At 70.3% G+C, this 24,854-nt stretch carries 26 protein-coding genes and 1 pseudogene; 11 read left to right on the top strand and 16 right to left on the bottom strand.

Annotated elements, in window-relative coordinates:
* Window positions 1–14: 14 nt before the first annotated feature.
* Window positions 15–956 (bottom strand): LAETG motif-containing sortase-dependent surface protein, encoded by a 942-nt coding sequence (locus ACIRA5_RS50105; RefSeq protein WP_403704374.1) that lies wholly within the window; start codon window positions 954–956, stop codon window positions 15–17.
* 462 nt (window positions 957–1,418) lie between these two features.
* On the opposite strand from ACIRA5_RS50105, the gene ACIRA5_RS50100 reads away from it, so the two are divergent.
* Both ACIRA5_RS50100 and ACIRA5_RS50095 read left to right on the top strand, forming a co-directional pair.
* Window positions 1,419–2,093: a TetR family transcriptional regulator gene (locus ACIRA5_RS50100; protein ID WP_403704478.1), complete on the top strand. Its 675-nt coding sequence runs from the start codon at window positions 1,419–1,421 to the stop codon at window positions 2,091–2,093.
* Between the two features lie 132 nt (window positions 2,094–2,225).
* The gene (locus ACIRA5_RS50095; RefSeq protein ID WP_403704476.1) at window positions 2,226–2,654 is read left to right on the top strand and encodes a Zn-ribbon domain-containing OB-fold protein; all 429 of its coding nucleotides are present in this window, start codon (window positions 2,226–2,228) and stop codon (window positions 2,652–2,654) included.
* Between the two features lie 62 nt (window positions 2,655–2,716).
* On the opposite strand, the gene ACIRA5_RS50090 is transcribed toward ACIRA5_RS50095, so the two are convergent.
* From ACIRA5_RS50090 to ACIRA5_RS50080, 3 genes are all read right to left on the bottom strand, one after another.
* Window positions 2,717–3,523, bottom strand: a complete 807-nt coding sequence (locus tag ACIRA5_RS50090; RefSeq protein WP_403704371.1) for a pectate lyase — start codon at window positions 3,521–3,523, stop codon at window positions 2,717–2,719.
* A 36-nt stretch (window positions 3,524–3,559) separates the two neighbouring features.
* A complete protein-coding gene (locus tag ACIRA5_RS50085; protein ID WP_403704368.1) occupies window positions 3,560–4,540 on the bottom strand; it encodes a polysaccharide lyase family 1 protein in 981 nt (326 codons plus the stop codon).
* A gap of 356 nt (window positions 4,541–4,896) precedes the next feature.
* A complete protein-coding gene (locus tag ACIRA5_RS50080; RefSeq protein WP_403704365.1) occupies window positions 4,897–5,421 on the bottom strand; it encodes a hypothetical protein in 525 nt (174 codons plus the stop codon).
* Window positions 5,422–6,146: 725 nt separating this feature from the next.
* On the opposite strand from ACIRA5_RS50080, the gene ACIRA5_RS50075 reads away from it, so the two are divergent.
* Window positions 6,147–6,425: a hypothetical protein gene (locus ACIRA5_RS50075; RefSeq protein ID WP_403704362.1), complete on the top strand. Its 279-nt coding sequence runs from the start codon at window positions 6,147–6,149 to the stop codon at window positions 6,423–6,425.
* A 194-nt stretch (window positions 6,426–6,619) separates the two neighbouring features.
* Here the strand turns inward: ACIRA5_RS50075 and ACIRA5_RS50070 are convergent, their stop codons facing one another.
* Entirely contained in the window at window positions 6,620–7,006 is a 387-nt protein-coding gene (locus ACIRA5_RS50070; protein ID WP_403704359.1) for a PPOX class F420-dependent oxidoreductase, read from the bottom strand.
* A gap of 44 nt (window positions 7,007–7,050) precedes the next feature.
* Complete coding sequence (locus ACIRA5_RS50065; RefSeq protein ID WP_403704356.1) at window positions 7,051–7,689, bottom strand: HAD family acid phosphatase; 639 nt, start codon at window positions 7,687–7,689, stop codon at window positions 7,051–7,053.
* Between the two features lie 245 nt (window positions 7,690–7,934).
* On the opposite strand from ACIRA5_RS50065, the gene ACIRA5_RS50060 reads away from it, so the two are divergent.
* On the top strand, window positions 7,935–9,281 hold the full coding sequence (locus ACIRA5_RS50060; RefSeq protein WP_403704353.1) for an NAD(P)/FAD-dependent oxidoreductase: 1,347 nt from the start codon (window positions 7,935–7,937) through the stop codon (window positions 9,279–9,281).
* A 15-nt stretch (window positions 9,282–9,296) separates the two neighbouring features.
* Here ACIRA5_RS50060 and ACIRA5_RS50055 read toward each other — a convergent pair whose 3' ends face one another.
* Window positions 9,297–10,058: a type 1 glutamine amidotransferase domain-containing protein gene (locus tag ACIRA5_RS50055; RefSeq protein WP_403704350.1), complete on the bottom strand. Its 762-nt coding sequence runs from the start codon at window positions 10,056–10,058 to the stop codon at window positions 9,297–9,299.
* A 137-nt stretch (window positions 10,059–10,195) separates the two neighbouring features.
* Between ACIRA5_RS50055 and ACIRA5_RS50050 the strand changes: the two genes are divergently transcribed.
* Window positions 10,196–11,026: an SAM-dependent methyltransferase gene (locus tag ACIRA5_RS50050; RefSeq protein WP_403704347.1), complete on the top strand. Its 831-nt coding sequence runs from the start codon at window positions 10,196–10,198 to the stop codon at window positions 11,024–11,026.
* A gap of 115 nt (window positions 11,027–11,141) precedes the next feature.
* A complete protein-coding gene (locus ACIRA5_RS50045) occupies window positions 11,142–12,524 on the top strand; it encodes an alpha-lytic protease prodomain-containing protein (RefSeq protein WP_403704344.1) in 1,383 nt (460 codons plus the stop codon).
* Between the two features lie 88 nt (window positions 12,525–12,612).
* Here the strand turns inward: ACIRA5_RS50045 and ACIRA5_RS50040 are convergent, their stop codons facing one another.
* Window positions 12,613–12,801 (bottom strand): hypothetical protein, encoded by a 189-nt coding sequence (locus ACIRA5_RS50040; protein WP_060896602.1) that lies wholly within the window; start codon window positions 12,799–12,801, stop codon window positions 12,613–12,615.
* A gap of 103 nt (window positions 12,802–12,904) precedes the next feature.
* Entirely contained in the window at window positions 12,905–14,077 is a 1,173-nt protein-coding gene (locus tag ACIRA5_RS50035) for an ROK family protein (RefSeq protein ID WP_403704341.1), read from the bottom strand.
* A gap of 184 nt (window positions 14,078–14,261) precedes the next feature.
* On the opposite strand from ACIRA5_RS50035, the gene ACIRA5_RS50030 reads away from it, so the two are divergent.
* Window positions 14,262–15,464: a Gfo/Idh/MocA family protein gene (locus ACIRA5_RS50030; RefSeq protein ID WP_403704338.1), complete on the top strand. Its 1,203-nt coding sequence runs from the start codon at window positions 14,262–14,264 to the stop codon at window positions 15,462–15,464.
* A 25-nt stretch (window positions 15,465–15,489) separates the two neighbouring features.
* Here ACIRA5_RS50030 and ACIRA5_RS50025 read toward each other — a convergent pair whose 3' ends face one another.
* Window positions 15,490–16,185 (bottom strand): L,D-transpeptidase family protein, encoded by a 696-nt coding sequence (locus tag ACIRA5_RS50025; RefSeq protein WP_403704335.1) that lies wholly within the window; start codon window positions 16,183–16,185, stop codon window positions 15,490–15,492.
* Window positions 16,186–16,366: 181 nt separating this feature from the next.
* Between ACIRA5_RS50025 and ACIRA5_RS50020 the strand changes: the two genes are divergently transcribed.
* The gene (locus tag ACIRA5_RS50020; protein WP_403704332.1) at window positions 16,367–17,785 is read left to right on the top strand and encodes a pyridoxal phosphate-dependent decarboxylase family protein; all 1,419 of its coding nucleotides are present in this window, start codon (window positions 16,367–16,369) and stop codon (window positions 17,783–17,785) included.
* On the opposite strand, the gene ACIRA5_RS50015 is transcribed toward ACIRA5_RS50020, so the two are convergent.
* Window positions 17,751–18,527: an SDR family NAD(P)-dependent oxidoreductase gene (locus ACIRA5_RS50015; protein WP_403704329.1), complete on the bottom strand. Its 777-nt coding sequence runs from the start codon at window positions 18,525–18,527 to the stop codon at window positions 17,751–17,753. The genes ACIRA5_RS50020 and ACIRA5_RS50015 overlap by 35 nt on opposite strands.
* An 18-nt stretch (window positions 18,528–18,545) precedes the next feature.
* Between ACIRA5_RS50015 and ACIRA5_RS50010 the strand changes: the two genes are divergently transcribed.
* Window positions 18,546–19,082 carry a hypothetical protein gene (locus ACIRA5_RS50010; protein ID WP_403704326.1) on the top strand — a complete coding sequence of 179 codons (537 nt, stop codon included), beginning with the start codon at window positions 18,546–18,548 and terminating at the stop codon, window positions 19,080–19,082.
* A gap of 2 nt (window positions 19,083–19,084) precedes the next feature.
* Here ACIRA5_RS50010 and ACIRA5_RS50005 read toward each other — a convergent pair whose 3' ends face one another.
* The 4 genes from ACIRA5_RS50005 to ACIRA5_RS49990 all read right to left on the bottom strand — a co-directional run bounded on the left by ACIRA5_RS50005 (window position 19,085) and on the right by ACIRA5_RS49990 (window position 22,068).
* Window positions 19,085–19,999, bottom strand: a complete 915-nt coding sequence (locus ACIRA5_RS50005) for an SDR family oxidoreductase (RefSeq protein WP_403704323.1) — start codon at window positions 19,997–19,999, stop codon at window positions 19,085–19,087.
* A gap of 122 nt (window positions 20,000–20,121) precedes the next feature.
* Complete coding sequence (locus ACIRA5_RS50000; RefSeq protein ID WP_352045196.1) at window positions 20,122–20,751, bottom strand: MBL fold metallo-hydrolase; 630 nt, start codon at window positions 20,749–20,751, stop codon at window positions 20,122–20,124.
* The gene (locus ACIRA5_RS49995; protein ID WP_403704320.1) at window positions 20,751–21,836 is read right to left on the bottom strand and encodes an S-(hydroxymethyl)mycothiol dehydrogenase; all 1,086 of its coding nucleotides are present in this window, start codon (window positions 21,834–21,836) and stop codon (window positions 20,751–20,753) included. The genes ACIRA5_RS50000 and ACIRA5_RS49995 overlap by 1 nt, the downstream gene beginning before the upstream one ends.
* A 31-nt stretch (window positions 21,837–21,867) precedes the next feature.
* A complete protein-coding gene (locus ACIRA5_RS49990; protein ID WP_403704317.1) occupies window positions 21,868–22,068 on the bottom strand; it encodes a hypothetical protein in 201 nt (66 codons plus the stop codon).
* An 845-nt stretch (window positions 22,069–22,913) separates the two neighbouring features.
* On the opposite strand from ACIRA5_RS49990, the gene ACIRA5_RS49985 reads away from it, so the two are divergent.
* Window positions 22,914–24,053, top strand: a complete 1,140-nt coding sequence (locus ACIRA5_RS49985; protein WP_403704314.1) for an anion permease — start codon at window positions 22,914–22,916, stop codon at window positions 24,051–24,053.
* A gap of 44 nt (window positions 24,054–24,097) precedes the next feature.
* Window positions 24,098–24,334, top strand: coding sequence for a hypothetical protein (locus tag ACIRA5_RS49980; RefSeq protein WP_403704311.1), 237 nt, complete (start codon window positions 24,098–24,100; stop codon window positions 24,332–24,334).
* A gap of 278 nt (window positions 24,335–24,612) precedes the next feature.
* Here ACIRA5_RS49980 and ACIRA5_RS49975 read toward each other — a convergent pair.
* Window positions 24,613–24,854, bottom strand: a pseudogene (locus ACIRA5_RS49975) (transposase); the annotation flags it as partial.

Raw genomic sequence — 24,854 nt, 5'->3', positions numbered from 1 at the left:
CCCAACGACAGCCGTCACGAACTGGTGCGCGTCGAGCGTCGACGCCGGGTGACGACGGTGATCGCTCCACCGGCCACGAGCAGAGCCGCGGCGCCGCCCGCGATCGGCAGCGTGTTGCCACCGCCCGTCTCCGCGAGGTCGCCGGGCGGCGTCGACTGGCCACCGTTCGGCGAGGGAGCCGGCGGCGTGGTCGAGTCGGAGGCCGCCGGGGTGCCCGGCGTCGTCTCCGGGGTCGACGGCTCGTCGGGCGTCGTCGGGGTCGGGCTGCCGGGGGTCTCCGCGGGCGGCGTGGAGGCCGGCGGAGCCGAGGCCGGGGGCGTGGTCTCGGGCGTGCTCGGCGGCTGCGCCGTGCAGTCCTTCTTGCCGCCGTTCCACGCCATGATCAGCTTGTCCTTGATGACCGCGCGGTCCGGCCCCTTGGGCAGGTCGCCGTGCTCGAAGCCGTCGTTGGCGTCGAACTTGCCGTCGAACTTCACGGCGCCGCGGTAGAGGTCGATCTGCGCGTAGCAGCCGGCGTCGGGCACCGCGATGTCGAGGGAGTCGGTCTCGCCCGGCTTGACCTTGACGCTGTCGAAATCGTGGAAGACCTGCTCACCGGAGGTCTTGAAGGTGGCCCCGTGGGTGCGGTACGCCGCGAGGGAAGCGGTGCAGGACCCGGCGTCACCCGCCGCGCGCACCTTGATGTGCACCTTGCCGTCTTCGGTGGGCTTCAGGTTCTGGTCGTCGACGCGGACCCAGTCGTAGAACTTCGTCCCGTCCAGGGAGAACTCGCAGCGATCCGCCGCGGTCACCGTACCGGCGCCCTGGCCGGGCTTGTAGGCGCTGTTGCCGCTGTCCCAGCCGTCTCCGCCGGGGGTACCCGTGGCCCAGGCGCTGGTGGTGGCCGCGGAGAGGGCGAGGGCCGCCGCGCCCGTCCCCAGCAGGCAGCGAAGGGTGACACGTCTCGCTATGGACATGCAGATCCCATCTCGATGATCCAAGACCCGGTCGTCGGCGGCAGGGCAGCACACAGCAGCCGGGGGCCGCACCGGGGATGAGTGGTCGAAGAACACTGGGCCCACTGGTCACATGGGCCACAGCTCGACCACATAGTCGATCACTGTGCAGGGGCTGTCAACCTCCGTGAAAACACAAGGAGTTCACGCGCTGCCACATTTCCGACACATAGGGAATCAGTTGTTCCGCGGCGACTCGACGGCGGCCGGTCCGCGGTCGCCCGCGTCGGACCGAGCGCCGAGCTCCGACACCGACGCCTTCACCGACGGGGCACGCGATCGACCTGTACCTTCACCGGGAGCACTCAGTTCCCTCGACCATGTGCACTGAGTGCCACACTTCCCGCGCGATGCTAGGTTCCGTCCATGAGCGAGGAACCCCGTGGCGGCGACACCGCAGACACGACGACGGCGAAGCCGCCCATGCGGGACGCGCTGGTCGCGGCGGCATTCCAGCTGTTCCTGGAGCGCGGGTACGAGCAGACCACGGTCGACGACATCGTCACGCTCGCCGGTGTCGGCCGACGGTCCTTCTTCCGCTACTTCCCGTCCAAGGAGGACGTGGTCTTCCCGGACCACGAGCGCTGCCTGACCGACATGACGGCGTTCCTGGGTGCCGGCACCGGCGAGGAGGAGCCGGTACGCAGGGTGTGCGACGCCGCCCGGCTGGTGCTGCGCATGTACGCCGAGAACCCGACCTTCTCCGTGCAGCGCTACCGCCTCACCAAGAAGGTCCCCGGCCTGCGCGCGTACGAACTGTCGGTCGTCTGGCGTTACGAGCGCGCGCTCGCGGAGTATCTGCGCGGCCGCTTCACCGGCCGGCCCGACGGCACCCTGCAGGCCGACGTCATCGCCGCGGCGGTGGTCGCCGCGCACAACAACGCCCTGCGCTCCTGGCTTCGTTCGGACGGACAGAGCGACCCCGACACCGCGGTGGACCACGCGCTGGGATACGTACAGACCTCGTTCGGCGGCTCCCCCGGAGACGGTGCCGCGCCGGGCGAGGACCAGGAGGACGTGGTCGTCGTGATCTCCCGACGCGGGGCACCGATGTGGCGTGTCGTACGGGAGATCGAGTCCGCGCTCGGCCGGGAGTGAGACGCCGCATCACACCCACTTCCTCAGATGAGGGTACCGAGTGCCTTTACGAGTGGCACTCAGTGCCATACCCTGTGGCTCGTGCGCGGCATTCCGGGCACCTCAGACTCCGGCCCAGTGCAGGGAGATGACATCGTGTACCCCTCAGGAATCGCCCTTCATCCGGGCGTCGGACCCGCGACGGACATACTCGGCAGCGACTCCGCGCCGAACGGGACGTCGTCCTCGGACGCTCTCCTCTTCCAGCGGTGCCGCTGGTGCGGGACGGCGATGTTCCACCGCCTTCTCTGCCCGGTCTGCGCGGGCAGCGACCTGCGAACGGAGACGAGCGCGGGAGCCGGCGTCGTGCGCCACTCCACCATCGTCCACCGCAACACCCCGGCGGCTCGTAACGTCTCCCTCATCGAGATGGCGGAGGGGTTCACCGTGCGCGGCCGGGTGATGGGCGCGCCCGCCGACGTCCACAGCGGCGACCGGGTCCAGCTCTCCACCGCTCAGGACCCGGTGCGCAGCCAGCCCGTGTTCCAGCTCATCGACGGTCCCTATCGCGGCTGGAGTTGACATGGGTTGGCTGGACGAACCGGCACGCGCAGCCGGTTCGTCCAGCCACCAAAACAGAACCCTCAGCCGTACGTGATGTCGGACGTCGCGTACTTGCAGTAGGTGCCGTCGGGGCCGGTCCCGTTCGTGGTCGGTTCGGCCCCCGTGTTGTTGCCGATGTACTTCTGGCAGGGGATGATCTTCTTGCTGGAGTCCCCGACGATCCTGATGGCCTTGAGGGTCGCGCTGTCGCCGTAGTTGGTGTTGATGCCGACGAGCTTGCTTCCCTTGTAGGTGGCCTCGATCCCGTTGAGGTTGATCGCCCGCTTGTACTGCGTCTTGCAGTTGCCGCACGAGCGGACGAACGTGCCGAAGGTCTGCACCGCGAAGTTCGAGACGTTCAGCGTTCCGGCGCCGTTGAACTGGAACACCTTGTCGCTGGCTGCCTTCGCGCCGCCGCCCGACACGGTGTAGACATTGGACGACGAGGAGCCCAGGAACGTCGCCGCGTCCTCACCGACGTCCTCCCACCAGACGTTCTGCAGCGTGCAGCCGCCCAGGCAGTGGATGCCGTCCGCGGCGGGGGCGCCGATGATGACGTTCTTCAGAACGGTGCCGGCGGCCAGCTCCAGGATCGGGCCCTGGTCCTCGTCCTGGCTGCCGGAGCCCAGGTCACCGGTGCCGTAGAGCCGCTTCATCCCGTAGTCCTTGGTACCGGAGACCGAGATGGTGGCGGAGACGGCCTGACTGCCGTTCGCGGTGGGCCAGGTGGCGGCACTCGCCGGAGACAGGCCCCCTTCTGCCATGATCATGACAGCCGATAGCCCGACTGCGGCCAGGGAGCCGGTGAGGGCGCGCCGTCGGGCGCGTGGGCGTGCTGATGAGGTCATGTCCCGATTCCTCCTTCTGAACGAACGTGGGGGCGGTCAGAGCTTTCCGGCGCCCGCGCCGGACGTCACCGAGGCGACGACACTCGAGGCGGGCTCGGCGGTGTAGCTGTAGGGCGGCGTGGTGAAGGTGCCCACCTGCGAGATCTCGGCGGCGGCTCCCCCGAGGTCGTTGCCGCGCAGGTTGGCGTATCCGTCGACGTCGCTGTCACGGTTGGTCGTGACGGCCACCGTCGTGGTGCGGAAGACGTTGTTCTCGACGAGCATCTGGGCGCCCATACGGGAGTGCACGGCGGTGTCGGCCCCGACGACGTAGTTGTCGTAGAAGTGGCCGGTGCCGAAGCGCAGGCTGGGGATGCGGGAGTTGACGTTGTCGAACCAGTTGTGGTGGTACGTCACCCGCAGATGCCCGGTGTCCTCGCTCGCGTTGTTGTCGCTGTGGCCGACGAGCGAGCCCTTGTAGTGGTCCTTGAAGGTGTTCCAGGACACGGTGACGTAGTCGGAGCCGTGATTGATGTCGAGCAGACCGTCGTAGTAGTCCTTTCCGTGGTCACGGTCGGACGAGAAGGTGTTGTGGTCGATCCACACCTTCGTGGACGCCTGCACGGTGATGCCGTCGGCCGGCTTGAGCGGTTTGCTGATGTTCAGGTTGCGGACGACCACGTTGGTCACCTTCTTCAGCCGCAGTCCGCCGCCGGTGAAGCCGGACGCCGGACCCGCGCCGAGAACGGTGGTGTTGGAGCCGATGTCGACCTGGCCGCTGAGCGTGATCAGACCGGTCACGCGCACCACCTTGGCGGTGTCGCCGGTGACGGCCGCCTTGAATGCGTCGAGGGTCGAGACCGTGACGGCGGTGACTCCCCCGCCGCCGGTGGTCCCGGCGCCGAAGCCGACCGGCGAGGTGTCGGCGGCCGAGGCGGACGACGGAAGGACGAGAGCGGTGGTGACGGCCAGTGCGGCGGCGGTGGCCGCGGCCAGGGCCAGTCTGCGAGTGCGTGTCCGTGGGGGGCGAGTACGCATGCGGGTGCGTCCCTTCGGGAGTGCCGTAGGTCATGTACGCGAACGATGTACACCATGGCGAACATTGTGAGGTGCCCATGACACCTTCTCCGAGAATCGTCAGCTCCAGGGAGGGCGCACATTCCCAGGTGATGCGGCTCGGAGATCTGATGTCTCGCATATGAGATGCCAGGCGCGGGTCAGGCTGCTGAACGGGAAACGTAAGGGGCAAGCGCTTTCTAGTCAACGCCTCGCGCAGAACACATCCGGTCAACTCCCGCGCCCCGACCGGTCGGCGGACACAAGGAAGCCGGGCCCGATCCACGGAGGGATCGGGCCCGGCGAGGTGGTTCGGCCCCGTCGCGACCGGTGGCGCGTCAGCTGAGGCCGAGGTCGGACAGGGCGGTGGTCCAGTCGTTGATGATGGCGTCCTGGGCGTCGGAGAGCGAGACCGTACCCGCGCAGACGGCCTTCTTGAGCTTGTTCTCGACGGTGTCCTTATTGGCCGCGGTCTTCGTGCCGTACTGCGGCTCGGGCCAGAGGTTGAGTTCGCTCTTCGGCGCACCGCCGAGCTCCAGGGGCACGAAGTGGTCTTCCTCGTAGTCCGAGGTGCTGGTGTCGGTGTAGCCGTACTCGACGATCTGCTTCTTCTTCAGCGCGGTGGTGTACGAGCTGGAGGGCCGTACGGTCGCGGTCCAGCCGGAGACACAGATCGTGGAGTCGATGGTGGACTGGGTGACGTCCGGGTTGAGGGCGCCGGGCTGGCAACTGGGGTCCGGCAGGGGAAGGTACGCCTGGCTGCACGTCGCGGCGTGCGCGCTGCCGGTGGCGACGGTGATGCCGGCGGCAGCGAGGGCGAGGGCGGACAGAGAGGTGACGAGGGGGCGGGATATGCGGGACATCGTGGGGGTCTCCCGACGTGGTGCCCGGCAGGAGTTCCGGGCGGTCGTGCGCATGACAGCACCAGAAGCGTCTATGCGGGTAGACCCTTTGACCGGACCGGGAGGCCCTTGATTGAAGGTTTGTCGATGACCTGACAGCATCGGATGAAGTCATGGTCTCGGCTTGGTTGTTCAACGCGGTACGGCCGAACGGCGGGCCCCGTCACTGCGGACACGTCCCCACCAAGGAGGCGCGTGACGGCCGGCCTCACACGGTCGGGGCAACGCGCCTCACATTCGAGGGGGCTGTCTCGTCATAGAGGTACGCACTCGACAATCAGGTACTCCAGTCTCGGCCTCCTGGCCGTGACCGGGCTGTACACGGGCATCTGGGCCCACTGCTCCCCGACGAGCTGGTACGCGAACTTCCCCGGCCTCGGTCTGAGCCGGCTGCCCCAGCTGGGCCCGTACGACGAACACCTCGCCAAGGACGCCGGAGCCATGTTCCTGGCCCTGGCCGTGCCGGCCGTCATCGCCCTGCGCGACGTACACAACACCCGACTGGTCCAGACGGCAGGTGCCGTGTGGTTGCTCTTCACCGTGCTGCACTTCAGCTACCACGTCCAGCACCTCGACGTGTACAACACACGCGACCAGATCCTCGACGTGGTCCTCCTCGCCGCACTCATCCTGCTCGCGGCCCTCCTGCTGCTCCCCGCCCTCCCCGCACGACAGGACCGCACACGATGTCTCGCAGCGACGGAGGCGGCAGGGTCCGCGCCGCCCTGCGCCCGGTCATCGGCCGGGACAAGGTCGCCCGCCGCTTCCTCGACCTCATGCGCAACGAACCCGGAGTCGAACTCGTCGAGGAGGACGTCAACGGCGCCCCCGGTGTCAGCGTCCGCATCGCCGGTACCACGATCGCCGTCGTCGCCCCGGACATCCACGACGGTCTGGTCACCGACGTGTGGATGGTCCTCAACCCCGACAAGCTCCATGCCTGGACCGGCTACGAAACCCCCTGAGGAGCGGAGCCGCTATCCGGCCACCGTACGAGTTTCGCCGGACGAGGGGCCGAAGTTCTCCGTGAACTTCCGGCCCGTGCAGGCGAGTTGTCCTCCGGGGCCGTTCCACGGGTGACACGGACAGGGACACAGAAAGGAGGGGGTGAGGGCCCGGCGGTGGCCGGGCCCTCACCCCCTCCTCACGCGGTCACGCCTCACGTGGTCAGGGAGATGCGAATCCCGACCGTGCCGTCCGTGCCCCGCCGCAGACGGCTGCCGAAGAGGGTGAGACGGCCGAGGATGCCGTACTTGCCGGCGATCAGCTGCCGGTAGCGCGCGGAGCCGGCCTGATCGAGGATCTCCGCCGTGGCCGGGACTTGCTCCCCGGTCGGATTGCCCCGCACGTCGCACGGACCCACCAGGACGTCGGCCCGGTTGCGGATCCGCTTCACCTTCCAGGAGTCCGCGCTGGTCCAGGCGCCGAGCGCCGCACCGTCCCGGACCACCCACACCGGCGTCGCCACCCCCGTACCGTTCTTGCGGTAGCTCGTGATCAGCAGGAACTTGCTTGAAGCGAGCGCGTCCAGTTTCGTCTCGTCCATGCGGGGAGTCTAAGCAGTCGCGGCCGGGAGTCCACGCCGTCCGTTCAGGACAGCTGCCCGTTGTAGTCCGGCAGCTTGAACGTGCGCTCGGCGTGGCCGCCGACGAGGTCGGAGTCGTTGTTGCCGACGTTGGCGATGATCGTGTAGCCCCGCGACTCGATCTCCGCGCGCTTGCTGGTCTTGTAAGCGCTGACCTCGTCGAACAGATCGGGCAGGTCGCGCGTGTAGAGACCGGAGACCGGGTAGCCGACGGTCGTCAGGTTCCACTGCGTCAAGGAGGAGATGATGCCCGGACGTGCGCTGATGAAGAAGATGTCGACACCGCGCGAGCGCGCGTAGCGGGCGAGGTCGAGCGAGGGCTTGACCGCCGGGGTCGGCAGTTCGTACCACGGGTGGAAGTCCGTCTCCAGCGTGGTGTTGTCGATGTCGAAGACGAGGGCCAGCTTCTGCCCGGCGGCGTTCGCGGTGCGCTGCTCGACGTAGGGCCGTGCCTGGTCGATGACCGCCTTGACGTCGCTCTGCCAGGTGGCGTAGTCGACCGCGGCCGTCGTCGCCGTCGCGCTCACCGTCGTCTGGGCCGGAGCCGCGGCGGCGGTCCCCGCAGCGGTGACCGTCCCCCCGATGCCCAGCGCCACGACCGCCGAGACCGCGCCGATCCGGCGCCCCACACCGCGTCCTGTCATGCTCGTCCCCTTTTCACGTTTTCACGTTTTCACGTCGGAGCGACGAGGTGCCTCGACCGTCGCCGCTGGACAGATGATCGTGCCTGAGGATGTACAAGAAGGGAAGACGAAGTTACTGATCGGTAGAAGGACTTGTGGCCGCCGTCCTCCGCTCCGGCGCGGGGTGGCACTTGGGGTCATCCCGTGTGAGCCTGGGCTCGCGGGTGGCGGGCCACGATGTCGGCACACGGAGAGAGGTAGCTGGGATGGACGCACCGAACATCGTGATCGTCGGCGGCGGGTTCGCCGGCGTCGAGTGCGCACGCGGACTCGAGCACGCCCTTCAGCCGGGTGACGCCCGGATCACCCTCGTCAGCCCCACCGACTACCAGCTCTATCTGCCGCTGCTGCCGCACGTCGCCGCCGGTGTCGTCACCCCGCAGTCCGTGGCCCCCTCGCTGCGCCGGATCCTGCGCCGTACGACGTTCCTGCCGGGCGGGGTGATCGGCGTGGACCCCGCGTCCAAGAGGTGCGTCGTACGCAAGATCACGGGGGAGTTCGTCGATCTGTCGTACGACTACTTGCTGCTCACGCCGGGCAGCGTGACCCGCACCTTCGACATCCCCGGTCTCCTCGACGAGGCGCGCGGGATGAAGACGCTCGCCCAGGCGGTGTATCTGCGTGACCATGTGATCGCCCAACTCGACCTGGCCGCGGCCACGTCGGACGAGGACGAGCGGGCGGCGCGACTGCAGTTCGTCGTGGTCGGCGGCGGATACGCGGGCGCCGAGACCGCGGCCTGTCTGCAGCGCCTGACCACCGCCGCGTCGAAGCGCTACCACCCTCGCCTGGATCCGGGGCTCATCAAGTGGCACCTGGTGGACGTCGCCCCCAAGCTCCTCCCGGAGCTCGGTGACAAGCTCGGGGCGAGTGCGCTGCGTCTGCTGAGCCAGCGCGGTGTGGAGATCTCGCTCAAGACGACCGTCGCCTCGGTCACGGAAGGCAAGATCACCCTCACGGACGGCCGGGTACTGCCGTCACGGACACTGGTGTGGACGGCCGGTGTCGCGGCGAGCCCACTGGTCGACTCGCTGGGCGCGGAGACCGTACGCGGCCGGGTCCTCGCCGAGACGGACTTCAAGGTGCCGGGCCTGGACGGGGTGTTCGCGCTGGGTGACGCGGCCGCCGTGCCCGACCTGGCCAGGGCCGACGGTTCCTACTGTCCGCCGACCGCCCAGCACGCCGCCCGGCAGGGCCGGCACGCGGCGAAGAACCTGGCGGCGCTGCTGCAGGGGCGGCCCATGACACCGTACAAGCACAAGGACCTCGGCCTGGTCGTCGACCTCGGCGGCCACGACGCGGTGTCCAAGCCGCTCGGTATCGGCCTCAAGGGCGTGTCCGCGCAGGTCGTGGCCCGTGGATACCACCTGTACGCGCTGCCCACGGGTTCGGCCCGGTTCCGTACGGCCGCCAACTGGTTCCTCAACGCGGTCGCGGGCGACGACTTCGTGCGCACCGGCTTCCTCGCCGACCGGAAGGGGACCCTGCGGGAATTCGAGCACACCGACAAGTACCTGACGCCGGAGGAGGTCGCCGCCCGCCTGAGCCGTTAGGGCCGCTCCGGCGGATCACGCTGCGGACGCGGGCCTGTTCAGGAGGGCGAGGTAGCGGCGGGCGAAGAGGTAGGCGTCGCCCGGCCAGCGGGCCGAGAGGTAGCGGCCGTCCTCGACGACGAAGGCGTCCGTGTCGTCGGTGGCGGTGCCGCGCCGGGTCAGGGTGCGCGGGCCGCGTACGAACTGCGTTCCCGGGTCGGCGAGGGCCGCCCTGACCTCGTCCTCGACGTACGCGGGATAGGTGCGGTAGTAGCGGCCGAGGCGCCAGGCGGTGGTGAAGTAGGCCGTGCGTTCCATGTATCTGGGCAGGCAGGTCGTGCGCCGGTCGGCCAGGACGCCCCGGCCGGTGGTGAGGTCGCGGGCGCGGGCGAGCACCAGGACGCCGTGGCAGATCGCGCCGACGGGCCGCCCGAGGGCCCAGAAGCGGGCGATCTGCTGGTGAAGCGCCGTCGAGCCGAGGTACTGCCGCATGCCGGGTGCGTGTCCGCCGGGCAGCAACAGGCCGTCGTACCGCTCGATGTCGACCTCGGCCCACGAGACGGTGGAGGTGAACTCCGGTGACTTCGTGAGCTGCTCATAGAACCGCCGGGGTTCCTCGGCGGCGCCCAGTTGTCCGAAGAGCACCCCGCTCAGCAGCCGTGGGTCCGCCGCCGGCCGGGTGCCCGCGTGCTCGGTGGCGAGCACCACCTCGTGCCCCGCATCGGTGAGGATCCGCCAGGGAACGGCCACTTCGGTGACATCGAAGTCGCGGTCGGGGACCGGCATCAGCACGCGCATGCGCCCATCATGGCAGGCCTCGGGGTTGCCGATGGCGCGGCCGGTGGGAGAGCGACAACTTCCCTTTTCCGATGGCTTGTTGACGTCTACATTGCCTATTGACACGTCATCACAGGAAATGCCCAGGAGCTGATTCCGTGCCCGAGTACCCGGCCGCCTCGGAGCTCCCCGCCGAGGGGGTGCTCAGCCGGATCATCACGACCCGCCCGCACACGGCCCGGATCTGGAACTACTGGCTCGGCGGCGGCGACTACTACGAGGTCGACCGGGCGGCCGGGGAGCGGATCCGCCAACTGCACCCGGGCATCGGCGACTACGCGCGGGCGGACCGGCTGTTCCTGGGACGCGCCGTTCGCCATCTGGTCACCGCGTGCGGAATACGCCAGTTCCTCGACATAGGCACCGGCCTGCCGACCGCGGACAACACGCACGAGGTGGCGCAGCGGCTCGCGCCGGACGCCCGGATCGTCTACGTCGACAACGACCCGCTGGTCCTGACGCACGCCCGCGCCCTGCTCACCAGTACCCCCGAGGGCCGCACCGACCATCTCGACGAGGACCTCCGCAATGTGGACGCCATCCTCGAACGCGCCGCGAGGACACTGGACCTGAGCGAGCCGGTCGGGCTGATGCTGCTCGGGGTCGTCATCTTCATCGGCGACGACGCGGAGGCGTACGACATCGTGCGCCGGCTGCTGGAGCGGCTGCCCTCGGGGAGCCATCTGGTCCTCTCGCACACGATCACCAGCCCGGTGATGCCTGACGTGGACGCCGCCGTCTCCTACTGGAACCAGCACGGCACGCCCTGGATCACCCAGCGCACTCCCGAGGCGGTCGCCCGGTTCTTCGATGGTCTCGATCTCCTGGAGCCCGGTGTCGTCGCCTGTTCGCGCTGGCGTCCGCAGCCGACGGACGGGGACGAACCGGTGGAAGTGGCCATGTTCGGCGGGGTGGGCCGCAAACCCTGAACCGGAGAACGGCCGGGGGTGAACGCGAGGGCACGGGCGCACGTATGGAAGGAGGGCTCACGACCGGAGCCCCGGCGGCGTCGACGCCGCACCGTACGGCTTCGGGAGCCCATGCATGAGGCACGCACGACGACGGATCGTCCGACGGGGGACGCGACTCGCGGCCGTCGGCGGGGTCCTCTGCGGAGGGTTGATGGTGACGCACGCCATGGCGAGCGAGCCGTCCGCCGCGTCACGTGCCCCCCAGAGCGCCACCCTGACCGCCGCGGGCAAGGGCGCGGGTCTGGTGTCGACCCTCGGCACCTCGCGTACGGCGGGCAGTTGGATCGCCGCCGACGGACACCCCGTGGTCGCGGTGACCGACTCGGCCGCGGCGGCCGAGGTGAAGAAGGCGGGTGCCCGGCCCAAGGTCGTGAGTCACAGCATGGAAGACCTCAAGTCCGTGACGAAGGCGCTGAAGGCGGCGCCACGAGTCGCGGGCACCGCCTGGGCCATGGACTACGTCCACAACGAGGTGGTGGTGCAGGCCGACCGCACCGTGTCCGCCTCCGACTGGTCCCGGATGAAGAAGCTCGCCGCGAGCATGGGCAGTTCGGTCCGCATGGAGCGCACCGAGGGCACCTTCACCACGCGGCTCAACGCCGCCCTGCCGATGTTCTCGACCGGCGGGCGGTGTTCGGCGGGCTACAACGTGACCAACGGGCGCAACGAGTTCATCCTGACGGCCGGGCACTGCGGGCCGGCCGGGTCCGTCTGGTTCGGGGACAACCAGGGCGCCAAGCAGTTGGGGCAGACGGTCACCACGGCGTTCCCCGGCAGCGACTTCTCCCTCATCCAGTACAACAACGGCCAGAACGACACCGGGAACAACGTGGTGTCGATCGGGGGCGGCAAGGGCGTCCAGATCATCGGCACCGCCGATGCGACGGTCGGCCAGCGGGTCTTCCGCAGCGGCAGCACCAGTGGACTCCACGACGGTGAGGTGAAGGCGCTCAACGCGACGGTCAACTACCCCGAGGGCACCGTGACCGGTCTGATCGAGACCAACGTGTGCGCCGAACCGGGCGACAGTGGCGGTCCGTTGTTCTCGGAGGGCATCGCGCTCGGCGTGACCTCGGGGGGCAACGGGGACTGCACCGCGGGCGGTACGACGTTCTTCCAGCCGATCACCAAAGCGCTCACGGCGCTCGGGGTGAAACTGACCGGACCGGGTGCGGCCGCCCAGGGCGCGGCGGGAGCCACCGCCCAGTCCTCCCCCGCCCCCGCTTCCTCGCAGGGCGCGGCCGTCGTGCCGGGATCCGCCGCGCCCGGCTCGGTCCAGGCGGTCGGGTCGGGCGCCTCAGAGCCGCTCCTCACCCGCCTCACGGACCCGCAGAACGTCGGTCCGGGGCTGCTGGTCATCGCCGGCAGCATCATCGCGCTGGTCGCCACGCGGTACATCCGTACGGAACAGGATCGCAACCGCTACCGGCGGCAGTACTCGCAGAGTTGGGGCTGAGGCCGGGCCGAACGAGGGGACGGGGCGGAGACTCGCAGTCAGGAGTCACGCCCCGTTCGTCACGGGACCGCGGGGCGGCCGAGCGGGCTCAGGCCGCCTGAGTGGGCGACTGGGGGGCGGCTTCCGCCCACTCCAGGACGAGCCGCTGGTACTCCCGCCGCTCCTCCATGCTCAGCGTCCCACCGGCCCGGAACCACAGGGCCCGGATCTCCTCGTTGACATCGGCGGCGGACCGCACGGAGTCGGTTTCAGGAGTGGTGGACATGGTGTGAAGCATACGGGCCTTGGCGTGAAGGCGCTGTGAGTAAAGGTGCGCCTCACGACAATACGGACCGTGAACCTGATCACTCGTCCGACGTGGGATCACGCTGCGCACCTGCTCACCGTCTCTCCCCCGTCCCCAGCACCAGCGCCTGAATGGCCAGCACCGCGGCCCCGCGCGACCAGTCGTGGAAGTCGGAGACCTTCGTCTCCAGATTGACCGGATCGGCCTGCGGGTGCCGGTGTGTGAGGATCGTCTCCTCGACAACCGGGCCCGCCACGTCGACGAGTCCGACGCCCTCTCCGGCGAGCAGGATCTTCTGCGGCATGGCGAAGTTGGCGATCTGTGCGACGAGGGTGCCGAGCGCGCGGGCCGCCTCGTCGAGGACGCGGGCCGGCGGCGGGTCACCCGCCGCGGCACGGGCGAGGATCTCCTCATAGGTCAGGTCCTCACCGGTGGCGGCACTGACCTGGTAGCGGATGCTGGGGATGGTCAGCAGGGAGATGGCGCTGCCGCGTTCCCCTTCGGGGGTGAGGGGGCCGTACGGGTTCACGATCCAGCGGCGGCCCACGCCCCGCCCGTCCTCGACGGAGGCGACCCGGCTGCCGCCGAGGACGAGGCCGTAGCCGATCCCGGCGCCGATGGTGAGGACCACGAAGCGGTCGAGTCCGCGGCCGGCGCCGAACCAGGTCTCGGCCTCCACGAGAGCGGCGACGTCGTTCTCGACGACCACCGGCAACCCGGTGCGCGATGCGACGAGTTCGGCCAGCGGGACGTCCGTCCAGCCGAGGAAGGCCGACTCGGCGACGACCGATCGATTCTCGACACGGCCGCCGACCCCGATGCCGATGCCGGCCGGCGCGGGAAAGGACCGGGTGAGTTCCTCGGTCATCTCCGCCAGCAGGTCGGCGGCTTCGGCCGGGGTGTGGGTGGTGAGCGGGCGGTCGTGACGCGCCACGATGTCGCTGCGCAGGGTGGTGACGACGCCGTAGACCATGTCCTCGGTGATCTTGAATCCGATGAAGGAGCGGGACTCGGCGACGATGTCCAGGGGCTGTGAGGGACGTCCCTGCCGTACCTCGGCGCTCTCCCCCTCCCCCGACTCGGCGGCCTCGATCAGCAGGCCGGACGCGATCAGCGGTTTGGTCAGCCGGGTGAGGCTGCCCGCCGACAGGTTCAGGCGGCGCGCGATCTCGCTGCGCGACAGCGGCCCGTGCACGAGCACCTCGATCGCCACCGCACGCTCACCCGGACTCAGCGGCAGCCAGCCGGCGGCGGCACGTGTGGTCATGAGGGGTGGACTCCCACAAGGTTTTATTTCGCGTCGGAATTAATGACATCACTCTATGGCGCGAGAGTTCTCCGGAAAAGATACGTACTGGACTCTTGACGCCTTGATTGTTCCGCATCAAAAGTAAATGAGTCCAGGACGAGCCCGACCCGTGAAGTCTCCACCAGTGAAGGATGTTGCTCAGATGACGTTCTCTCTCGGCATCGTCGGCGCCGGCCAGTTCTCCGGCCAGTTCGCGAAGCTGTTCCTCGCCCACCCCGGCGTCGCCGATGTCCACGTCACCGATCTGCTCCCCGAACGGGCGGAGGAACTGGCGGCCGCCGAAGGGCTGTCGGGCACCTTCCCCTCGTACGAGGCGATGCTGGAGTCGAAGGCGGTGGACGCCGTCGCGATCTTCACCCAGCGCTGGACCCACGGGCCGCTGGTGCTCCAGGGACTCCGGGCGGGCAAGCACGTCTACTCCGCGGTGCCGATGGCCATCACCCGGGACGAGATCGCGGCGATCATCGACGAGGTACGGGCGACCGGACTGACGTACATGATGGGCGAGACCAGCCAGTACAACCCGGCGACGGTCCACGCCCGCAACCAGATCGCCGAGGGCGCCTTCGGGCGGCTGTTCTACGCCGAGGGCGACTACGTCCACGACATGGATCTCGGGTTCTACGAGGCGTACCAGTACAGCGGCGGCGAGAACTGGAAGGCGACCGCCAGCTATCCCCCGCTCCTGTACCCGACGCACTCGGTGGGCGGGGTGCTCGGCGCCTGGCGGACGCACGCGGTGAGCGTGTCGGCCATCGGAGTGCGCGACGAGCGCGGGGACGGGGTGTTCGACAAGGAGGTCAGCCAGTTCGGCAACGACTTCTCCAACGCGACGGCGCTGTTCGAGGTGGCGGGCGGCGGCTCGTTCCGTACGAACGAGTTCCGGCGGGTCGGCTATCCCTCGCACATCCGGGAGTCCCGCTTCCGGTTCTTCGGGACCGACGCCAGCATGGAACAGCTCGCCACGGTGAGCTTCTGGCAGGACAAGAAGGGGGTGCGGGACATCACGGAGCTGCTCGAGCCCAAGCCGACGCTGGCGCCGGACGATCCCTCGCTCCAGCACATCGCGCCGGCGCTGCGGGCCGCGTTCACGTCCGGGTCGGCGCCCGTGCACGACCGGGCGCGGCTCCCCCGGGAGTTCGACCACCTGCACAACGGGCACGAGGGCAGCCACCACTTCCTGGTGGACGACTTCGTGACCGCGGTCAACACCCGGACGCTGCCGTCGGTGAACGCGTGGGTCGCGGCCCGCTACACCCTGCCGGGCATCGTCGCGCACGAGTCCGCCCGGCAGGACGGGGTCAGGCTGGCGATCCCGGACTTCGGGGACGCGCCCGGGGCGTGAGGTCCCCGGGCGGGGCCGGGTGCCGTCAGGTGCCCGGCTTGCGGCCGTACACGAAGACGTCGTCGCCGTTCTTCAGCAGCGACCAGTACTTCTTGGCGGTGGTCGTGGTCATGTTGACGCAGCCGTGCGAGCCGGGCGGGTTCCACATGCTCAGGCCGACCGAGTGGAAGGCCTGGCCGCCGTCGAAGAACTGGCTGTAGGGCATGGGCACGTTGTAGATGGTCGAGACGTGGTCGATGTCCCGCCAGTAGATCTTCTTCAGACCGGTGCGGGTCTCGTACCCGTCGCGTCCCGTGCGGACCGGCACCGGACCGTAGACGAGCCTGCTGCCGTCCTGGATCCAGCTGAGCTGGAGCGTCAGGTTGACGCAGGCGATGCGGCCCTTGTTGACGGGACACTTGCCGTCCTTGTTGGGCTTGTTGCCGACGGCCTTCTGCTTGTTCATCAGGTCCATCACGCCCCAGGTGACGGACCCGGCGTAGCCCGCGTTCGGGGTGATGCCGTGCTTGGTCTGGAAGGCCTGGATCGCCTTGCAGTCGGCGGTGGACTGCCGGCCGTCGACCGGTCGGCCGAGGAACTTCTCCACCTGCTTCTGGTACGGGCCGGTCCGTGTCGTGCAGCTCGCGGCCTGCGCGGGCGCCGTGCCCAGCGCGAGCGTCAGCGGCGCGACCAGTCCGGCGATGCCCAGAGCGACGGCTCCCCGTCTGCGTATGTCCCCCATGTCAGACCCTTCTGTCTGCGTGTTCACCGGTGTTTCCCTCGTTCTCCGCCTGCTAGACCCGCGTGGGGGCGCAGGCGTTGTACGGCTGTCCGGTCTGCGACGAAACGGTGACATCGGGAGCAGTCCAGTGACCCCGGATTGGACCAGGCTCCGGGTGTGCCCCCCGATCTACGCTGCCGCCATGCACCGCACACTCGCGAACGATCTCTCCCGGCTTCCCGAGCTCCTGCAGTCCGCCCGTGACTTCGCCGCCGGGGAGGTGGACGGACTTGACGGGCGTCCCGTCGCCCACCCCGGAAAGGTGCCCGACCCCGAGCCCCTGCCCGCCGAGGGGCACGGCGCACAGGGGGCGCTGAGCCGGTTCGCCGAGCGCTGGGCGCCCGGATTCTCCGGTTCCGCGGGGCCCCGCTACCTCGGCTTCGTCACCGGCGGCGCGACGCCCGCCTCGCTCACCGGGGACTGGCTGACCGGCGCGTACGACCAGAACGTGTCCGGCGGCGGCGGATCGTCGGCGAGCGCGCTGGAGCAAGAGACGGTGGGCTGGCTGCGCGAGCTGTTCGGACTGGGCGAGGCACACGGCGGGGCGTTCGTGACCGGCGCGACCGTCTCGAACACGGTCGGTCTGGCGATCGCGCGGGAGTGGCTCGGCGAGCGGCTGGGCGTGTCCGTGTCACGGGAGGGCGCCGCCGCACTCGGACCGGTCGACGTGCTGTCCGGATCCCCGCACTCCAGCGTCACCAAGGCGCTGTCTGTGCTCGGCATCGGCCGGGACCGGCTGCGCACGGTGCCGGTGCTGCCTGGGAACCGTGAGGCCGTCGACGTCGAGCGGCTGGCCGCCGCCCTCGAGGCGCTCGACGGGCGCCCGGCGGTCGTCGTGGCGAACGCCGGAACCGTGAACACCGTCGACTTCGACGATCTGCGGGCCATCGCCGCGCTCAAGGAGCGCTTCGACTTCTGGCTGCACGTGGACGCGGCGTTCGGCGGCTTCGCCGCGCTGTCGCCGTCGTACGCGCATCTCGTCGACGGGCTCGACGCGGCCGACTCCGTCTGTGTCGACCTGCACAAGTGGCTCAACGTCCCCTACGACGCGGCCGTGCAGTTCACGCGCCGCCGGGATCTCCAGGTCCGGGTCTTCCACAACGAGTCCCCGTACTTGGGCCTGCCGACCGGCGACCCCGACTTCCTGCACCTCACACCGGAGAACTCGCGTCGGCTGCGGGCGCTTCCGGCGTGGTTCTCGCTGATGGCGTACGGACGCGAGGGGCATCGCGAGATCGTCGAGCGGAACATCGCGCTCGCCCGGCTGCTGGGCGAACGCATCACGGACGTACCGGAGTTGCGGCTCCTGGCGCCCGTCCGGCTCAACGTCGTCTGCTTCACCCTCGCGGACGAGCCCACGCGGGAGCGGGTGCACGCGCTGGCGGCGGCGGTCGCGGCCTCGGGCGAGGCCTATGTGACACCGACCGTGTACGCGGGGACTCAGGGACTGCGGGCCGCCTTCAGCAACTGGCGTACGACGAAGGCCGACACCGAGAGGGTGTTCTCCGTCCTGCGGTCGGCCGCCCTCACGGCCTCACCGCGCTCCGGAAACCCGTGTTGACCGCGGTGAGGCCGCCGTCCACGCACAGCGTGGTCCCGGTGATCCATGCCGCGTCCCGGGAGGCGAGGAAGGCGACGGCGGCCGCGATGTCGTCCGGCTCACCGACCCGTCCGAGCGGATAGATCCCCGACGCCTGGGCGAGATCGCCGTCGCGGCCCTCCCACGCCGGGGTACGGACCGTGCCCGGCGCGACCAGGTTGACACGCACACCACGGGACGCCGCGTGCCCCGCGAGGGTGCGGGTGAGGGACATGAGGCCCGCCTTGGCCGCGCTGTAGGCATGGTTGCCGAAGTCCTGGATGCCGTTCACCGAACCGATGTTGACGATGGCGCCCCGGCCCGAGGCCACCAGGTGCGGGAGGGCCGCGCGGCTGCAGCGGTACGCGCCGGTCAGGGTGAGGTCGAGGTCACGGGCCCACACCTCGTCCGGCTCGTCCTCGAAGAGCGGGGCGTCGGGAGAGCACCCGTACGCGTTGTTGACCAGGACGTCGAGCGAGCCGAAGGAGTCCACGGCGTACGCGACGGCCGCCTCCACCGCCGCCCGGTCCCCCACGTCACAGGCCAACTCCTCGGCCCGCGCCCCCAGTTCACGGATCGAGGCGGCCGTCTTCTCCGCCTCGGCCGGGTCGACGTCCGTGACGAGCACCCGGGCGCCCTCCTCGGCCAGTCGGCGGGCGGTGGCCGCGCCGATGCCGCGGGCCGCGCCCGTGATCAGAACTCCGTATCCTTCAAAGCGCCTCATGACGGATACCGTGCGCCCATGTCCGCGTTCATACAACAACTTCCGGCACTGATCGGCGTGGTCATCGGTGCCCTCGGCTCGTATCTGGCGATCGTGCGAGGCGATCGGGCCCGCTTCCGCCGGGAGCAGACGGCCCGCTGGGAGGAACGGCGGCTCGCGGTGTACGCCGACTACGCACGGTCGCTCAAGAAGAGCGTCACTCTGACCTACCGGGTGGCGTCCTACCTGGGCAACGACCCGCACCCGCACCCCTTGTCCCCGGAGGAGGCCGAGCCGCTGCTGGCCGAGGCCACCCTCGCACGGGATCCGTCCGGGGAGACACTGATCCTCCTGGGCAGTCCGGAGGTGGTGGAGCGGGCCCGGACGTGGGTGGTCAGGGTGATGGAGATGGAGCAGTTCCTGCGCGACGGGACGCGTGACCCGCAGGCATGGCAGACCCTGTTGGAGCGCCAGCGTGCCGGGCGCGAGGGCTACTACGCGGCCGTGCGGAACGATCTGGCGCTGCCTCCGGGCCACTCCGCGCGCTGGCCGCTGGTGCCGGTGCGCCCCGCCTGAACTCACCGGTACCCCGTCGCATCCGCCGGCCTGCCCGCGTCCTGGACCTCGACGAGATAACGCCAGGCGTCGGGCCTGCTGCCGTCGCGGTCGGTGAAGCCGTACTCCTGGGCGAGCTGCCCGCTGGAGAGCGAGCGGCCGTTCCAGCGCGCGACGTCCGGGTCGGCGGCCAGCGCGGCCACGGCGCGGCCGACGTAGAAGGGCGTCTCGGAGATGGCGAAGTGCGGGACGCTCTCGAGGGCCTCCCGCCAGTTCTCCTCACGGACGTCGAAGTTGTCGAGCATCATCTCCGAGCGCAGCCAGCCGGGGGTGAGCGCGAGGGCGGTGGCACCGCGCGGGCCGAGTTCGTGGCCGAGGGAGAACGCCATGCGCAGGACGGACGCCTTGGCGAGGTCGTAGAAGAAGGAGACCCGGTAGGTGTCCCGGTTGTACTCGGCGGTGCCGTCCGTCATCTCGACGACAAGGCCACCGGGGGTGCGCAGCAGCAGGGGCAGTGCGTGGTGGCTGGTGATCGCGTGCGTCTCGACGGCCCGGCGCAGCAGCCCGAGGCCCTGGTCGAGGTCGGTCTCCCAGAGCGGGGTGTCCCACTCGAAGTGTTTCTCGCCGCCCCAGACGTCGTTGACGAGGACGTCGAGGCGGCCCTGGTCGTCCGCGATGCGGGCGACCAGGGCCGCGACCTCGGCGGGGACCAGATGGTCGGTGGGCACCGCGATGCCGACGCCTCCGGCCGCGGTGACGAGGTCCGCCGTGTCCTCGATCGTCTCGGGGCGGTCGTACTCGGAGCGCCGTTCGCGCGTGCTGCGTCCGGTGACGTAGACGGTGGCGCCGGCCGCGCCGAGCTCCACCGCGATTCCCCGGCCGGCTCCTCGGGTCGCTCCCGCGACCAGCGCGACCCTGCCGTCCAACGGCCCTGGCATGTCCGACCTCCGTGCTCGTGGCGTTCACGGGCTGCCTTCGCCCGTGTGTCCCCACGAGAGTCCCTCGGAAGCCGGACATCTCCTGTCGTGATTCGCTGGTGTGTCGCGACGGGGCCGCCCGGTCAGTGACCGCGCTTGATCCACTCCTCCAGATGCGGGGCCTCGGCACCGATCGTGGTCGAGTCCCCGTGCCCGGTGCGGACGACCGTGTCGGCCGGGAGGGTGAGCAGGCGCTCGCGGATCGACTCGACGATCGTCGGAAAGTGGGAGAAGGAGCGCCCGGTGGCTCCGGGCCCGCCCTGGAAGAGCGTGTCACCGGTGAAGACGGTGCCCAGGCCCGGGTCGTGGAGGCAGACCGCGCCCGGGGCGTGGCCGGGCGTGTGCAGGACGGTCAGGTCCGCGCCGGCCGCCTCGATCACCTGCCCGTCCTGCAGCCAGGCGTCGGGGAGCCGGTCGGGGTGGGTCTGCTTCCACAGCTGCAGATCGTCGGGGTGGAGCCAGATCGTGGCGCCGGTGCGCTCGGCGAGGGCGGGCGCGGCGTCGATGTGGTCGTTGTGGGCGTGGGTGCACACGATGGCCAGCAGCCGCCGGTCGCCCACCGCCGCGGCGATGGCGTCGGCGTCGTGTGCGGCGTCGATGACGATCGCCTCGTGGTCGTCGCCGACGATCCACACGTTGTTCTCGACGTCCCAGGTGCCGCCGTCGAGCGAGAACGTGCCCGAGGTGACAAGGTGCTCGATCCTGGCGCTCATCACAGCATCACCACCGAACGCAGCACGTCACCGTGGTGCATCCGCTCGAAGGCGGCCTCGATCCCGTCGAGGGCGATCGTCTCGCTCACGAACGCGTCCAGGTCCAGCCGCCCCTGGAGGTGCAGGTCGATGAGCATCGGGAAGTCGCGCGAGGGCAGGCAGTCGCCGTACCAGGACGACTTGAGGGCGCCACCGCGTCCGAAGACGTCGAGGAGCGGCAGTTCGAGCTTCATCTCGGGGGTGGGTACGCCGACGAGGACGACCGTGCCGGCGAGGTCGCGGGCGTAGAAGGCCTGCCGATACGTCTCCGGGCGGCCGACCGCGTCGATGACGACGTCGGCCCCGAAGCCGCCGGTGAGTCCCTGGATCGCCTCGACGGGGTCGGCCGAGGTGGAGTTGACGGTGTGGGTCGCGCCGAGCTTCGAGGCGGTGGCGAGTTTCCGGTCGTCGATGTCGACGGCGATGATCTTCGCGGCGCCGGCCAGCCGGGCTCCGGCGATCGCGGCGTTGCCGACGCCACCGCAGCCGATGACGGCGACGGAGTCCCCGCGGCCGACGTTGCCGGTGTTGATGGCGGCGCCGATGCCCGCCATCACCCCGCAGCCGAGCAGACCGGCGACCGCCGGGGAGACCGCGGGGTCGACCTTGGTGCACTGTCCGGCGGCGACCAGGGTCTTGTCCGCGAAGGCGCCGATACCCAGGGCCGGGGACAGTTCGGTGCCGTCCTTGAGCGTCATCTTCTGCTTGGCGTTGTGCGTGTTGAAGCAGTACCAGGGCCGCCCGCGCAGACAGGCCCGGCACTGCCCGCACACCGCACGCCAGTTGAGGACGACGAAGTCGCCGGGAGCCACGTCCGTGACGTCGTCGCCGACCGACTCCACGATCCCGGCCGCCTCGTGGCCGAGCAGGAAGGGGAAGTCGTCGTTGATGCCGCCTTGCTTGTAGTGCAGGTCGGTGTGGCAGACCCCGCACGCCTGGATCTTCACCACGGCCTCTCCCGGCCCCGGATCCGGCACGACGATGGTCTCGACCCGCACCGGTTCGTTCTTGCCCGGGGCGATCACGCCACGTACTTCCTGCGCCATGGTGGTGAACCCTTTCGTAGATCGACGTTCGTCAACCGACCCTACGGTGTGACCCGCCGGTAACCGACCGGTAGAACGCCAGGTGACGGGCGGCGGACCCGAAGACCTCACGCAGGACGGGCAGATCACGGACGACCGGCTGGACGCCGAGTCCGGCGGCGCGGGCCTTCCGCCTCGCCCGGTAGTCGCGGTAGTCGCGGTAGTCGAAGAGGGTCTCGCCGCCCGCGATCACCGGCCGGCCATCGGGACGCGCGGCGCGCAGGGGTGACCGGGCAGTTCGTACTGCCAGTTGGGGGTGACCGGGCAGAACGAGTCCCAGCGGCGCTCGCGCCACGCGTGCCCGACGCGGTGCGCCTCGACGACGACGTGTGCGATACCGCGCTCGCGCAGGCAGAAACCGACCGACAGTCCCGCCTGGCCCCCGGCCGACGACGGCCACCGGACAGCGGGCCTCCGCGAGGCGGGGGCTCACCCTGTGCTCCTGAGCCGGGCAGGGCGAGGACGAGGGCGGTTCACGGGATCAGGACGGGCGGTCCCGGACATGGACGAGCGGCTCGGCGACGTGCTGGGCGGATGTGCCGCGCGGGGAGGGCTCGACGAGCACGACGTCCGCGAGATCCTGCCCCGTGGTGGCACCCCCCGGGGAGGCGCGGCACCGGGTCGAGGGTCGCGCCGACGGCGAGCACCACGTCGGCCGGCCTCACGGACGACCGCGCAGCCGCCGGTCGCCGCGCGCGGCTCGGACGGGTGGGACATGGGGAGGTACGCCCGGTCGCCGTGGGCCACGACGTCCAGGACCGGCGGCCCCACCTCGTCGAGGCCGTGCCCTGGGGATCCGGCTGGGCGGCGACGGACGCACGGCGCGGCGGCCGAACTCGCGCTGATCGGGAGGGTGGCGGCGCTTCGCCCGGCGACCGGCCTTCGGCGACCGCGTGAGCGGCGCCGGGGCCGACGTGAGCCGGGCCCCCGGCCGGGCCCCCGGTCGCGGGCCTGGGAGGAGCCGCCTAGCGTGGAAGACGTCCGGGCGGGGGGCGGCACGGCGGACGTGGGGGCCGTCCTGTCTTCGGAGGTCCCCCCGTGGGTACCGTCTCGTTCCTCCTCGTCGTGGTCGTCCTGACGGCCCTGGCCTTCGACTTCACCAACGGGTTCCACGACACGGCCAACTCGATGGCGACGTCGATCGCCACCGGGGCCCTGAGACCACGCGTGGCCGTCACCGTCGCGGGAGCGCTGAATCTGGCGGGCGCGTTCCTGTCCACGGAGGTTGCCAGGACCATCTCCGGCGGCATCGTGGACGACGCCAAGGTCTCCCTGGTGATGATCTTCGCCGGGCTGGTCGGCGCTCTCCTGTGGAACCTGCTGACCTGGCTTGCCGGGCTGCCGTCGAGTTCGTCGCACGCGCTGTTCGGCGGGCTGATCGGCGCGGTGTGGGTGGGCGCCGGCGCATCCGCGGTGCAGTTCGGAGCGATCGTCGAGAAGATCCTGATCCCCGCCGTCGTCTCGCCGCTCGTCGCCTTGGTCGTGGCCCTGCTGGCGACCTACTTCGCGTACGTCATCACCCGGCAGACGGCCCCCGACCAGGCGCGGCGAGGATTCCGCCGGGGGCAGGTCGGTTCGGCGTCGCTGGTGGCGCTGGCCCACGGCACCAACGACGCGCAGAAGACCATGGGGGTCATCACCCTGGCCCTCATCTCGACCGGGATGCTCGCCCACGACTCCGCGCCGCCCTGGTGGGTGGTACTCATCTCCGGAACGGCGATCGCGCTCGGCACGTACACGGGCGGGTGGCGCATCATCCGCACCATGGGCAAGGGGCTCACCGACATCGATGCGCCGCAGGGCTTCGCGGCCGAGACCAGCGCGACGGCCGTGATTCTCGCCTCGTCCCACATGGGATTCCCCCTGTCGACCACACAGGTGTGCACCGGCAGCATCCTGGGCGCGGGCCTGGGCCGCAGGCTGGCCCAGGTGCGGTGGGGTGTGGCCGGGCGCATCGCACTGTCCTGGCTGCTCACGCTGCCCGCGGCGGCGGCCGTAGGCGGCGCGGCGGCCTGGACCGCCGGCCACGGCACCGCGGGCGTGGCCCTGGTGGCCGCCGTCGCGGCCGCGGCGGCTGCCGGGTTCTGGGCCCTGTCGCGCCACCGGCCCGTGACTCCGGACAACGTCAACGAACTGCCCGCCCGGCCGGCCGAGCGCGTGCAACAGCCTGCGGCGTGAGAGCCGGCCGACCATCCCGTCCGGCAGCGAAAGGAGGCACCACGATGGACATCGACTGGGCCGCCCTCGGCGGCGTGTTCGGTGTGAGCCTCGGGATCACGCTGCTCACCGTCGTGCTGTTCTCCCTCGGTGTCGCCGCCCAGCCCCGTGGCGACGGCGGAGGCCACGGCGGGGAACGCTCCCGCGGTGCCACCCGGACGGCCACCGTGGCAGCGGTGCTGTGCTTCGTCGCGTGCCTTGCGGTCGCCGTCTACGGGCTCACCCTGATCATCGGCGGCTGACATCCGCCGTACCCGAGGCCCCTTCCAGGCCCGAGGCCTGGCCTGCTGACCCGAACTGCCGGAGACAGCCGGGGCGTTGATGCTCCTATGGTCGGTCAAGCGCTCAAGAGCCACTCACGGTAGGTGTCGGCGAAGGCGTCGTCACGGCGAAGTCCGCGCTCGATGTTGGAGATGACGGCAGGCCAGACGCCGAAGTGGTTCGCCACGGCGGTGAGCGTGATGTTCTTCGATTGCCGGGCCTGCCGCAGGTCCGCGACGTCGGGGACCCGGACGGGGGCGGTCAGCAGCCGGAAGATCTCACGGGCGATGGCACGCTTGAGGAGTCGGATGATCTCTGTCTTGGTGCGGCCGGCGTCGGTCTGCCGGGCGACGTACTCGCGTGTGCGCTGGTCACGGGCCATCCGGGTGAGGGCGATGCGGTATAAAGCCGCGTTGGCCGCCCGGTCGCCGCCGCGGGAGAGCCGGTGCCGGTTGCTCTTCCCGCTCGAGGCCGGGACGGGGGCCGCACCGCAGAGCGCGG

Source organism: Streptomyces sp. NPDC096311, assembly GCF_044763085.1.
Taxonomy (GTDB): Bacteria; Actinomycetota; Actinomycetes; order Streptomycetales; family Streptomycetaceae; genus Streptomyces.
Note: the sequence above shows the minus strand (reverse complement) of the source record. Positions and strands in the feature narration are given on the sequence as shown.